This window comes from Saccharospirillum sp. (assembly GCF_039982735.1).
Taxonomy (GTDB): domain Bacteria; phylum Pseudomonadota; class Gammaproteobacteria; order Pseudomonadales; family Natronospirillaceae; genus Saccharospirillum.
The window spans coordinates 186,636-198,082 of record NZ_JBDWXV010000018.1; the positions used below are offsets into that span (position 1 = coordinate 186,636).

12 protein-coding genes are annotated in these 11,447 nt (G+C 57.9%); 1 reads left to right on the forward strand and 11 read right to left on the reverse strand.

Annotation, left to right across the window (positions count from 1 at the left end):
* Nucleotides 1-16: 16 nt before the first annotated feature.
* The 9 genes from ABJT94_RS16510 to ABJT94_RS16550 all read right to left on the reverse strand — a co-directional run bounded on the left by ABJT94_RS16510 (nucleotide 17) and on the right by ABJT94_RS16550 (nucleotide 8,302).
* Nucleotides 17-946, reverse strand: coding sequence for a hypothetical protein (locus ABJT94_RS16510; RefSeq protein ID WP_348476555.1), 930 nt, complete (start codon nucleotides 944-946; stop codon nucleotides 17-19).
* Nucleotides 947-1,003: 57 nt separating this feature from the next.
* Nucleotides 1,004-1,654, reverse strand: coding sequence for an endonuclease III (nth, locus tag ABJT94_RS16515; protein WP_348476556.1), 651 nt, complete (start codon nucleotides 1,652-1,654; stop codon nucleotides 1,004-1,006).
* A 7-nt stretch (nucleotides 1,655-1,661) separates the two neighbouring features.
* Complete coding sequence (locus ABJT94_RS16520) at nucleotides 1,662-2,396, reverse strand: electron transport complex subunit E (protein WP_348476558.1); 735 nt, start codon at nucleotides 2,394-2,396, stop codon at nucleotides 1,662-1,664.
* The gene (rsxG, locus tag ABJT94_RS16525) at nucleotides 2,393-3,106 is read right to left on the reverse strand and encodes an electron transport complex subunit RsxG (protein ID WP_348476559.1); all 714 of its coding nucleotides are present in this window, start codon (nucleotides 3,104-3,106) and stop codon (nucleotides 2,393-2,395) included. Before rsxG ends, ABJT94_RS16520 begins: the two co-directional genes overlap by 4 nt.
* On the reverse strand, nucleotides 3,099-4,127 hold the full coding sequence (locus ABJT94_RS16530; protein WP_348476560.1) for an RnfABCDGE type electron transport complex subunit D: 1,029 nt from the start codon (nucleotides 4,125-4,127) through the stop codon (nucleotides 3,099-3,101). Before ABJT94_RS16530 ends, rsxG begins: the two co-directional genes overlap by 8 nt.
* A complete protein-coding gene (gene rsxC, locus ABJT94_RS16535; RefSeq protein ID WP_348476561.1) occupies nucleotides 4,124-5,935 on the reverse strand; it encodes an electron transport complex subunit RsxC in 1,812 nt (603 codons plus the stop codon). The genes ABJT94_RS16530 and rsxC overlap by 4 nt, the downstream gene beginning before the upstream one ends.
* On the reverse strand, nucleotides 5,932-6,513 hold the full coding sequence (rsxB, locus tag ABJT94_RS16540; protein WP_348476562.1) for an electron transport complex subunit RsxB: 582 nt from the start codon (nucleotides 6,511-6,513) through the stop codon (nucleotides 5,932-5,934). Before rsxB ends, rsxC begins: the two co-directional genes overlap by 4 nt.
* A gap of 3 nt (nucleotides 6,514-6,516) precedes the next feature.
* Nucleotides 6,517-7,101 (reverse strand): electron transport complex subunit RsxA, encoded by a 585-nt coding sequence (rsxA, locus tag ABJT94_RS16545; protein ID WP_028672676.1) that lies wholly within the window; start codon nucleotides 7,099-7,101, stop codon nucleotides 6,517-6,519.
* A gap of 328 nt (nucleotides 7,102-7,429) precedes the next feature.
* A complete protein-coding gene (locus ABJT94_RS16550) occupies nucleotides 7,430-8,302 on the reverse strand; it encodes a DMT family transporter (protein ID WP_348476564.1) in 873 nt (290 codons plus the stop codon).
* 165 nt (nucleotides 8,303-8,467) lie between these two features.
* Between ABJT94_RS16550 and ABJT94_RS16555 the strand changes: the two genes are divergently transcribed.
* Nucleotides 8,468-9,799 carry a UDP-glucose/GDP-mannose dehydrogenase family protein gene (locus tag ABJT94_RS16555; RefSeq protein WP_348476565.1) on the forward strand — a complete coding sequence of 444 codons (1,332 nt, stop codon included), beginning with the start codon at nucleotides 8,468-8,470 and terminating at the stop codon, nucleotides 9,797-9,799.
* 144 nt (nucleotides 9,800-9,943) lie between these two features.
* Here the strand turns inward: ABJT94_RS16555 and apbC are convergent, their stop codons facing one another.
* Nucleotides 9,944-11,011, reverse strand: coding sequence for an iron-sulfur cluster carrier protein ApbC (apbC, locus tag ABJT94_RS16560; RefSeq protein WP_348476567.1), 1,068 nt, complete (start codon nucleotides 11,009-11,011; stop codon nucleotides 9,944-9,946).
* A gap of 102 nt (nucleotides 11,012-11,113) precedes the next feature.
* Nucleotides 11,114-11,447 (reverse strand): cupin domain-containing protein (locus ABJT94_RS16565; protein WP_348476569.1); only part of this gene is annotated, 334 nt, incomplete at its 5' end.

Here is an 11,447-nt window from a genome sequence, read left to right on the forward strand (position 1 = left end):
CATTCCACAAAAGCTTTTAGTTCACCAATGCGACGGAAAAGGCATTGCGCCCGAACAGGCAGGCGGATGACCCGGCCATTGGGCTCAACCAAAGATGGCCACCCTGTGCAGTGACCAACTGATGAAGGCGTCGAACAGCCGGATGTTGTTGCAAGGGTTCTATGTCACCCGCGAAGCTGGCATTAACCGCTGAATGACTCAACCGGCTTTCTTCCAGTGCCGCATGGACCAGATCGACGATTGGAGTAATAGGGTCTTCAGCGGTTGCGCGTTGAATCATTTTTTCTTCTCCATCCAGAGCCTGAAAGACGGGAAAGGTCTTCCGGTGAGCCATGATGGATCGTTTCAGCCAGTTCAGTGGTGGGAAAGCAGGGGGGAGTGGGAAAAGCACAGGGTTGGCAAACGCCGGTACGCTGTAGAAGTGTCGAATTCTAGGTGCAAAGGCCAGCAGAGGCAGGCGCAGTTTATCGATGGTGAGCCCCTGATCGCGATGCAAATGGGCGACCTCCTGAACCAGTAACCCGTAAGCGGCCAGCGTATGACCGCTGTCCATAACGCGCAATCTGAAATGGCTGTGCAAGTTCGCGGCATGCCGGAGGCGGTCGAGCTGTGGTTGCAGGGTGGCAGCCTGATGGTTCCAGTGGTGGTGACCGGGGTGACGATGCTTTGCCGGCGTAATAATCAGGGTGCCGTCACTCTGCAGCAACCAGCTGTCGTTTAACCGTTGGCTGAGATGGGTATCCTGATGCAGTTCGGGCAATGAAAGGCGGGTTGGGTGGTCTGGTGTTTGATACCAGGCATCCGTTACTGCCTTGCTGCGGTCATCGGGTGGCAAACTGGCTGGTTTCGCGAGCCAGGTTAAAGGCAGGGTGGCCAGATCAAAGCGCTGATAAACGGCCGTTGGCAAGTCGCAACTGGCATCCAGTGCCAGTGTCAGATACTGCATGGGGTGAACGTCCTGTTCCGGTATCCATTGTTTAGAGGCTACCTAGCTTAATACAGATTATTCTGTTTTGTCTTTGAACTCGCACAAATCTTCAATGATGCAGGCACCACAACGAGGCTTGCGAGCTGTGCAGGTATAGCGTCCGTGCAAAATCAGCCAGTGGTGAGCATCCATCAGGAATTCCGCCGGTATCAGCCTTAGCAGGCGTTGTTCAACCTCAACCACATTCTTGCCCGGTGCAATGCGGGTGCGGTTGGCGACGCGGAAAATATGGGTGTCTACAGCCATGGTGGGTTGGCCGAAAGCGGTATTCAGCACCACGTTGGCCGTTTTTCGGCCGACGCCGGGCAGGGCTTCGAGAGCAACTCGCTCGTTCGGAATCTCCCCGGCATCGAGGTTCAGGTCGCTGTGTTGGTCTAATAATAGGCGACACAGCTTGTGCACGTTCTCTGCTTTGCTGTTAAACAAACCGATGGTTTTTATATAGTCTTTCAGCCCTTCAACACCTAACTCAACAATGGCCTGCGGCGTGTTGGCGACCGGGTAGAGTTTGTCGGTGGCCTTGTTGACCCCTTTGTCAGTCGCCTGGGCCGATAACACCACCGCCACCAGCAACTCAAAGGGCGTGCTGTAATTGAGCTCCGTCTCCGGGTTGGGGTTGGCGGCTCGCAGGCGGCTGAATATTTCAGTTCGTTTGGCTTTGTTCATGATTCCACTAACTGATGGTCCCGGTTACCCGCACGCGTTTGGAGCCAGCAACCGGCTTCTCGGCTTTTGCGGCCTTGCGCTTTTCAATACCCGAGTCCACCCGGTTCTTCACAGCGATTAACAAGCCCAACCCCACGAAAGCACCGGGTGGCAAAACGGCAAACAGAAAATCCGGATAATTTGGAAACAGGGTGATTTCCCAGCTTTCTGCAACGGGCCCGAAAATCAGATCCATATTGGTAAAGAGAGTGCCCTGGCCAATGAGTTCACGCAGACCACCGAGCACAATCAGCACGGCCAGAAACCCCAGCGACATCATAAAGCCATCGAGCATCGCCGGCAGTACCGGGTTCTTGCGGGCAAAGGCATCGGCGCGGCCGAGAATGGTGCAGTTGGTGACAATCAGAGGTATAAAAATACCCAGTACCTGGTACAGCTCATAGGTAAACGCCTGCATGAGCAGTTCGGCGCAGGTCGTAAAGGAGGCGATGATCATCACAAAGGCGGGCAACCGCACCGAATCCGGCACGTAGTGTCGAATCAGCGAAACCGCCGTGTTGGAGCCGACCAGCACCACCATGGTGGCTATGCCCAGCCCAAGCGCATTCACCACCGAACCGGTAACGGCAAGCAGGGGGCATAAGCCCAGCAACTGCACCAGGGCCGCGTTGTTGTTCCACAGGCCGTTGCGCGTCAGCTCGCGGGCCGAGGCGGTGCTTTTGGCGGGGGTCGCGTCGCTCATGAATCGACTCCGGTGGTGTCAGGGTCGGTGCTTAGCAGCACCGACCGGTTGGTCTCGAAGAAAGTCAGTGTTCTGGCCACGGCGCGCACGATGGCGCGGGGGGTGATGGTGGCACCGGTCATCTGGTCGAAGGCGCCTCCGTCTTTTTTCACCTGCCACTGATCGGGCTCAATCGTCTCGAACGACTGGCCGTCGAAACTGAATATCCAGTCCGATTTGCTGGTTTCTATCTGGTCGCCCAGGCCCGGGGTCTCTTTATGAGTAATCACCCGCACGCCCAGCAAAGTGCCGCTGGCCTCAATGGCGGCGATCAACCGGATTGGTTCGGTATAACCTTCGGGGGCGACGAGCGGGAGTATTACCGCCGTCACGGCCCCGTCTTTGCGCGCCTGGTACCAGGTAGCGTCGCGGTTCAATCGCAGCAGCGCGGTGTCGGTCAGGGCGGGCAGTTCGATCGGGTAGGCGGTTTCCAGTAAGTCGTTGTCGCGCAGGCTTTCCGGTGTGAGGTCATAGAGAGACCGCGCTTCGAATTCGCGCTGATTGGCGTCGATTCGATCGGCCGTCAAAGTCTGGGTAACGGCAATAATGCCAGCCGTGAACACGGCAAAAATCCCCAGGCCGATGGCACTGCGGCGAATCGCCTGCGTTAGCGTGATGGGTGCTTCAGCGCCGGTGTCCGGTTGTGCGTTATTATCGGTTTCGTCAGTCATTCTTGAAGCCTTTCACCGATTTGTCGTGGCCGTAAACACGAGGGCGGGTGTAGTGGTCGGTCAACGGGGCGGCAAAGTTCATCAGCAGCACCGCAAAGGCCACGGCATCGGGGTAGTTGCCCCAGGTTCGAATCAGGTAGATCAGCACGCCAATGCCGGCGCCATAAACCAGTTTACCCCGGTTACTGGTGGCCGCACTGACCGGGTCGGTCGCGATGAAAAACGCGCCCAGCATAGTGGCCCCGGCAAACAGATGCAGGTCGATCGGGGTGCGCACATCGGCATCGCCACTGAACAACAGTGCCATCATGCCAAGGCCCGCCAACAGACTGACCGGGATGTGCCAGGTGATGATGCGTTTCCACAATAGAAGCGCACCGCCTGCCAGAAACGCCAGGTTGGCCACATCCCAGCCTTCGGCGATCCAGCTGCCGAAAATGGGTGATTGCAGCACTTCAGCCGAGGTTAGCCGCGAGATATCCAGCTTGTAGACATCCAGCGGGGTAGCACCGGTGGCACCATCGATCGGGGTCTGGCCTGCGAAAATCACCGCCAGGGTGTCTGTGATCGGCAGCGAAAAGTCGGGGCTGGCCCAGCGCGTGGTCATGTACAGCGGCAACGACACCAGCAGTAGGGCATAGGCGACCATGGCCGGGTTGAACGGGTTGTTGCCCAGCCCGCCGAACAATTGTTTGGCGAATACAATGGCGATCATCGTGCCCAAAACGGTTAACCACCAGGGCGCCAGCGGCGGCAGCGCCAGCGCGAGCAGGGCAGCGGTCACCAGTGCGCTCAGGTCTTTCAAAAAGAACATCACGGGCCGGCCACGCCAGGCCAGCAACAGTGCCTCGGCGATCAACGCTGTCAGCAACGCCAACACCATGTTAATGGCATAGCCGACACTGAAGCTGACAATCAGAACGATCCAGCCCGGCACCAGCGCCAGCAGTACCCAGCCCATAACCCAACTGACGGAGGTGCGACCGGTCACGTGCGGTGAGGTCAGGTTGAGCCCCGTCATGAATCGGTTTCCTTTTTGACTTCTGTGCGTGTCGGTTCGCCATGAGCGGCGTTTTCCAGTGCGGCCTGAGCCGTAGCATGTTTCTCTTCGAGTTTGGTCAGTGCCTTGCGCAAGGCGGGCACCATGGCCGGCGATTCCTGTTCGGCGACCAAAAGCCGCTCATTGGCTTTTTTGACTTTCGTTGCCGCCAGTTCCAACGCTTTTTCAAGGTCTTCCCGGCTTGGTTCAGCCGTGTTCTGTGTGGCTCCGGCCTTTTTTGCTTTGGCGCGTGCCATGGCGGCTTTGATGGCATCGTCCTGGGCATCGGGTTCGCCGCTGCCGCTCTCAGCCTTGGCGGCACGGGCTTCGGCTGCCGCTTTTGCGCGAGCTTTGCGACGGGCTTCTTTCTCCAGACGTTCTTTTTCAAGCCGGGCCTGGCGGGCTTCAAAGCGCGCCCGGGCCCGCTCCGATTTGATCTGCTCTTCCTGTTCGTTGCGCAATTCACCCTTGGCGTAGCGGTAATATTGCACCAGCGGAATGCGGCTCGGGCACACATAGGCGCAGGCACCGCACTCGATGCAATCGTTGATCGAATGCAATTCGGCGGCGTCGAGATCCCGGTGTTTTGAAGCCCAGAACAGCTGTTGTGGCAGCAGATTGACTGGGCACGCCTGTTCGCACAAGCCGCAGCGAATGCAGGGGTTATCCGGCATGGGCCGGGGCAGTTCCTTGCGCGTGGGCACCAGCAGGCAGTTGGTGGTTTTCATCAGCGGCGCGGTAATGTCAGGAATGGCAAAACCCATCATTGGGCCACCCATGATTACCCGGTCCGCTTTTTTAAGATGAACACCGGCCTGGTTCAGTACGGTCTCAATGGGAGTGCCAATGCGCACCTCGTAGTTGCCCGGTGCGTCGACGGCCTCACCGGTCACCGTAGTCACCCGGCTGATCAGGGGTTCATCAAACACAACGGCCCGGTAGATGCTGGCCAGGGTGCCCACGTTCTGGCACACAATGCCCAGATCGCTCGGCAAGCCACCGCGCGGTACTTCCTGGCCGGTGACCAGTTGAATCAACTGTCGCTCGCCGCCGCTCGGGTATTTGGTCGGCACCACGCTGATGCGCAGGTCGATGCCCAGGTGGCCTGCAGCTTCGCGCATGGCAACCAGTGCCTGGGGCTTGTTGTCTTCAATGCCAAGGCGAATGGTGCTTGCACCGAGCAGGTGTTTGGCGATGACGGCACCCTGCAGTACCTCGTCAGCGTGCTCGCGCATCAGGCGGTCGTCGGCCGTTATATAGGGTTCGCACTCGGCGGCGTTGATCAGCAGGGTGGTGATCGGCTTGTGCTTGTTGCGGTATTTCACATCGGTCGGGAAGCCGGCGCCACCCTGGCCAACCACGCCACAGTCGCGCAGCCGTTGAATCAGCTCATCGACGGGTTGCTCGCGCCAGTTCGGCAGCCCGTAGCGGGCGCGCCAGTCGTCCTCACCATCGGCTTCGAGCAGAATGCAGGGGGCAGGCAAGCCGGATTCATGGGCGATCACGCGCTCTTCAATGGCACAAATTCGCCCGGAAGTAGGCGCATGCACGGCCGCGCTGATGCCGCCGACGGCGGTCGCCAATACGTCGCCTTTGCGCACGGTAGAGCCAACGGATACCACCGGGTCGGCCGGGGCGCCCAGGTGCATGGTCAGCGGCAATACCAGTACTGAAGGCAGTGGCACTTCGGCAATGGGGGTGGTGTTCGAGAGTGTTTTGCGTTCATCCGGGTGAATGCCACCTTTCAGCGAAAACACCTTGTCGGTCACGATCACAGCCTGGGCAGTCATGCGGCACGCTCCCGGTCTGCGGGCTGATCGGTCGCGATCAGGCTAACCCCGGGTTCGGGTTTGTCCCAGTGCCAGCTGCGCAGGGTGACTTCAATGGGCACCATATCAATGCAGTCGACCGGGCAGGGTTCGACGCACAGGTCGCAGCCGGTGCATTCGCTTTCGATCACGGTGTGCATCTGTTTGGCAGCGCCCAAAATGGCATCGACCGGGCAGGCCTGAATGCACTTGGTGCAGCCAATGCATTCGTCTTCGCGAATCACCGCGACGGTGCGGCCTTTCTCTTCACCATGTTCAGCGTCGAGTGGCTCGGGTTCGACATCGAGCAGGTCGGCCAGGGCCTGAATGGTGGCTTCGCCGCCGGGCGGGCACTTGTTGATCTTGTCGCCATTGGCAATAGCCTCGGCATAAGGGCGGCAACCCGGGTAGCCGCATTGGCCGCACTGGGTTTGCGGCAGAATGTCGTCGATGTTGTCGACAATGGGGTTACCCTCGGGCCGGAACCGTACCGAGGCAAAACCAAGCAGGCCGCCAAGCACAGCGGCGAGAATGAGCAGGGTGACAACCGCGATCCACATAAATTACCCCAACGTCACCAGACCAGAGAAACCCATAAAGGCGAGCGACATAATGCCCGCCGCCACCAGGCCAATGGCCGCGCCCTGAAACGGAACCGGTACATCGGCCACCGCCAGCCGTTCACGCATGGCGGCAAACAGCACCAGCACCAGTGAAAAGCCGACGGCCGCACCAAAGCCATACAAGAAGCTCTCAATCAGGCTGTTTTGGCGGCTGATGTTCAACAACGCAACCCCAAGTACCGCACAGTTGGTGGTGATCAGCGGTAGAAAGATGCCCAGCACCCGGTACAGCAGTGGGCTGGTCTTGCGTACCAGCATCTCGGTGAACTGCACCATAAAGGCAATCACCAGAATAAAGCTGATGGTTCTGAGGTAGGTCAACCCCAGTGGTTCGAGCAACCAGGTGTACACCACATAGCTCGCCACCGAGGAGAGCGTCAGCACAAAGGTCGTCGCGGCCGACATGCCCACGGCCGTCTCCAGCTTGCTCGACACGCCCATAAAGGGGCACAGCCCAAGAAACTGAACCAGAACAAAGTTGTTAACCAGAATGGTGCCAACCAGCAAAAGCAGGTAGTCGCTCATCTAAAAGACGGCCTTAACGGTGTATGAGGTGATAAGAAAGTAGGCCGCTATTATCGTGAATTGTCATATAGCTAACAAGGTAATTGGCGGAATCGTTTTAGTGTGTTTGGTTATGGTAATAAAACGTAGGTGCCACAAACGAAGCACAAGCGTCATTCAACCACCAAATAGCTCCCTCTCCCGCACTGCGGGAGAGGGCTGGGGAGAGGGTTCTCTTCTCGTTTCAGTGCATTCCAATCGAAACCAAAAACCCAACGGCTGCGCCGCCCCCTCTCTCTAACTCTCTCCCCCAGAGGTGGAGAGAGGACTGTAGGTGCAGCGCTAGTGGTCAGTGCGTTGCCCCGTTCAACGCAATAACCGCCACACCAGTCACCGCCAATAACATGCCACCCCAGGCCTTGCGACTGGCGCGATGCCCGCGTATCCGGTCAATAGAGAACGCCATAATGGCGCAGGTGGCGATCAGGGTTTGCACTACACCGGCTTCGGTGCGCTTAACCGCCAATTGCTGAAACCAGATGGCCAGCAGGGTACCAACAAAGGTACTCAGCGCCAGAATCGCCCATTGGCGGCCTGTCAGCCGGGGCCAGAACGCCTTGCGTTGCAAGCCTATGATCAGCGGAATGGCGGTAATGCCGGCGGCGAGCCGCAAAAACGATGCCTGTGAAGCTGGCATATCGACCGCCAGAAACACTTCACGCATAAACACCATGCCCAGTGCCTGGCACAACGCGGCCCCCAGCGCGAACGCCATACCCAGAAACGGATGACTGCGATGCGCCGGGTTTTCCGGTTCCAGCACCCAGAACAGGGCGGGGATGATCATCGCCGCGCCCAGCCATTGCCACAGCGTCAGAAACTCGCTCAGCCATAACATGCCCAGGCCAATGGCAAACAGGGGCGCGCTCGATTCGGCAATCGACAGCGTCGTGCGTTCACCAATGCGGTTCAGTGCCGAGAAAATAAAGGTATCGCCCAGCGTAATGCCAATGAAGCCACTGAGCAGCAGCGGCGTTAATACTTCCGGCGGAATCTCGACCCACTGGCCCGACACCCAGATAAACGCCAGCAAGCCCGCACAGGCCAGCAAACCTTTCCAGAAATTCAGCTGTAACGGCGACAGGGCAGTGCCGAGATGGCGAAACCCATAGGCGGCCAGCGTCCATGACAGCGCGGCTAATAGTGCAAAGAGTTCACCCATCGATAACGCTCATCCAAAAGACTGCACTGAAAAAAGGGCGTGTATCTAACATCGGTCGTTGGGTAAAGGTCAAGCAATCGGGTGTCGCAGCCCTCAATCACCTGCGGTAAACTGCGCGCCATTAACTTTAAACCGTCTTACGCCCGCAACGTGAAGGGATAAACAATGAAGATTACTGTCTTTGGTATCGGCTACGTCGGCCTGGTGCAGGGAACCTGCCTGGCTGAAGCCGGGCACGAGGTCGTGTGTGTCGATGTCGATGCCAACCGGGTCGAGAATCTGAAAAAAGGCATCATCCCCATCTACGAGCCAGGGCTTGAACCCATGGTGAAGGCCAACTACGAATCCGGCCGACTCAGCTTCACCATCGATGCCCCTGCAGCCGTCGCCCATGGCGACATCCAGTTCATTGCCGTGGGTACCCCGCCCGATGAAGACGGCAGTGCCGACCTCAAGTACGTACTTGCCGTTGCCCGCACCATCGCCGAAAACATAAACCGCCACACCATTGTCGTGAACAAGTCCACGGTACCGGTCGGCACCGGCGACAAAGTCACGGCGGCAATTAAGGAAGTATTAGCCAAGCGGGCCGATACCAGCCTGACTTTCGATGTCGTCTCCAACCCCGAATTCCTGAAAGAAGGTGCGGCCGTTAGTGACTGCATGCGACCGGACCGCATCGTTATCGGCACTGAAAGTGCGGCGTCTATGGATGTAATGCGTGAGTTGTACGGCCCGTTCAACCGCAATCATGAAAAAATCATTCAGATGGACGTTCGCAGCGCCGAGTTGACCAAGTACGCCGCCAACTGCATGCTGGCTACCAAAATCAGCTTCATGAACGAAATCGCCAATCTGGCCGAGCGGCTGGGTGCTGACGTCGAGGCTGTGCGTCAGGGCATCGGCAGCGACCCACGCATTGGGTATCAGTTCATTTACCCGGGGGTTGGTTACGGCGGTTCCTGCTTTCCGAAGGACGTTCAGGCGCTGATCCGCACAGCCGATGGCATCGACTTCGACGCCAAAGTGCTCAAAGCCGTAGAGGCGCGCAACTACGAACAGAAAACCACCCTGTTCAGCAAGATTCACGCGCACTACAACGGCGATCTGAAAGGCAAAACTTTTGCCGTCTGGGGCCTGAGCTTTAAACCCAACACCGATGACATGCGCGAAGCACCAAGCCGCGTGTTGATGGAAGCCCTGTGGGCCGCCGGTGCCAAGGTGCAAGCCTACGACCCGGAAGCAATGGAAGAAACCCAGCGTATCTACGGCAATGAAGCGGCGTTAACGCTGTGCGGCACTAAGGAAAGTGCCCTGAAAGGTGCCGATGCACTGGCTATTGTGACCGAATGGAAGTCTTTTCGGGCACCGGATTTTGAAGCCATCAAACAACAGTTGGCCGAGCCGATTGTTTTTGATGGCCGCAACCTGTTTGAGCCCAAGCGGATGCAGAAGAAGGGAATTACCTATTACTCGGTGGGCCGGAATCCGGTATAGAAAAAGTCGCGGGACATGGAGTGACGTAGGACAATAATTGACGCGAAACATCGAAAGACGCAGAACAGCAACTGACGTCGCTTGATGTTCAGCGTCTTCTATTGTCTTGCGTCAGTTATTGTTTCGCGTCCCTTAAATCCCTCGTCAGACAAACGAAATCTCAGGCCCGGTATCAACCCCTTGCAACGCCAGTGCTGCGGCCGTCTTCCTCGCTAGCACAAAGTAATGCGCCGCCACTTCACCGTCCGGTTCCGCGATCACGGTGGGTTTACCACTGTCGGTCTGGGTGCGAATGCTGATGTCCAGCGGAAGGCTCTCCAGCAGGTTCACGTCGTAGTCTTCCGAGAGCCTTGCGCCGCCGCCTTCGCCGAATATGTGTTCAACATGTCCGCAATTTGAGCACACATGCATCGCCATGTTCTCAACAATGCCCAGTACCGGAATATTCACTTTGCGGAACATTTCGATGCCTTTGCGCGCGTCCAGCAGGGCGATGTCTTGCGGGGTAGTGACGATCACAGAGCCTGAAACAGGCACTTTCTGCGCCAGCGTCAGTTGAATGTCGCCGGTACCCGGGGGCATGTCGATGACCAGGTAGTCGAGGTTATCCCACTTCGTTTGGGTCAATAATTGCTGCAATGCCCCCGAAACCATAGGCCCACGCCACACCATGGGCGTTTTCTCGGTGACCAGGTAGGCCATCGACATGCTTTGCAGGCCATGGGCCTCTATGGGCTTGAAGAACTTGTTGTCAACGGTTTCCGGCTTGGTGCCTTCAGGCACACCCAGCATGGTGCCAATGCTCGGGCCATAGATGTCGGCATCCAGCAAACCAACCCGGGCGCCTTCCGCTTGCAGCGCCATCGCCAGGTTAACGGCCGTCGTGCTCTTGCCAACGCCGCCTTTACCGGAAGCAACGGCGATGATGTTCTTAATGTTCTCCATACCTGGCAGGTTTTCCCGAACGTTCACTGAGCCGACTTCACAGCGAACAGAGACCTCAACTTCAACGTCATCGACCTGGGCTTCAATATGGCTGGCCAGCAACATAGCCAACCCTTCCCGGTATTGCCCTGCGGCATAGTGCAGTGTCACCGTGACTTTTACGGGCGAGCCTTCGGTAATATCGATGTCAGCCGTGTCGGCGAAAGGCCGGTCGGTGTGAGGATCTTTCAGGGTGTTCAGCGCCTGGAGAATGCGTTCAGTCGACATGCTGGGTCCTTAACGTGGCTATGACAGCAGGGTGGGGGCGGGTAATGGAAATAAAAGTCGCAACAGAGGAGTGCCGGGGCAGTGCCCCGGCCAAAGGCGGTGTTACTGCCGCCCATACCGGTCCGTGAACCGCACTATGTCATCTTCGCCCAAATAACTGCCCGTCTGCACCTCAATCAGCTCCAGAGGGATCTTGCCGGGGTTTTCCAGAGCGTGCACGGTGCCAATGGGAATGTAGACCGATTCGTTCTCACTGAGCATTTGAGTCTTCTCGCCAATGGTGACATTGGCGGTGCCGCTCACCACCACCCAGTGTTCAGCGCGGTGGTGGTGCATCTGTACCGAGAGTTTTTCACCGGGTTTCACGGTAATGCGCTTTACCTGGTGGCGTTCCCCCAGGTTAATGGTTTTGTACGAGCCCCAGGGGCGGTGCACC

Excerpts from the sequence above, each read along its gene's own strand:
- ABJT94_RS16510 (WP_348476555.1), bottom strand. The coding sequence starts at position 946 with ATGCAGTATCTGACACTGGCACTGGATGCCAGTTGCGACTTGCCAACG.
- nth (WP_348476556.1), bottom strand. The coding sequence starts at position 1,654 with ATGAACAAAGCCAAACGAACTGAAATATTCAGCCGCCTGCGAGCCGCC.
- ABJT94_RS16520 (WP_348476558.1), bottom strand. The coding sequence starts at position 2,396 with ATGAGCGACGCGACCCCCGCCAAAAGCACCGCCTCGGCCCGCGAGCTG.
- rsxG (WP_348476559.1), bottom strand. The coding sequence starts at position 3,106 with ATGACTGACGAAACCGATAATAACGCACAACCGGACACCGGCGCTGAA.
- ABJT94_RS16530 (WP_348476560.1), bottom strand. The coding sequence starts at position 4,127 with ATGACGGGGCTCAACCTGACCTCACCGCACGTGACCGGTCGCACCTCC.
- rsxC (WP_348476561.1), bottom strand. The coding sequence starts at position 5,935 with ATGACTGCCCAGGCTGTGATCGTGACCGACAAGGTGTTTTCGCTGAAA.
- rsxB (WP_348476562.1), bottom strand. The coding sequence starts at position 6,513 with ATGTGGATCGCGGTTGTCACCCTGCTCATTCTCGCCGCTGTGCTTGGC.
- rsxA (WP_028672676.1), bottom strand. The coding sequence starts at position 7,101 with ATGAGCGACTACCTGCTTTTGCTGGTTGGCACCATTCTGGTTAACAAC.
- ABJT94_RS16550 (WP_348476564.1), bottom strand. The coding sequence starts at position 8,302 with ATGGGTGAACTCTTTGCACTATTAGCCGCGCTGTCATGGACGCTGGCC.
- ABJT94_RS16555 (WP_348476565.1), top strand. The coding sequence starts at position 8,468 with ATGAAGATTACTGTCTTTGGTATCGGCTACGTCGGCCTGGTGCAGGGA.
- apbC (WP_348476567.1), bottom strand. The coding sequence starts at position 11,011 with ATGTCGACTGAACGCATTCTCCAGGCGCTGAACACCCTGAAAGATCCT.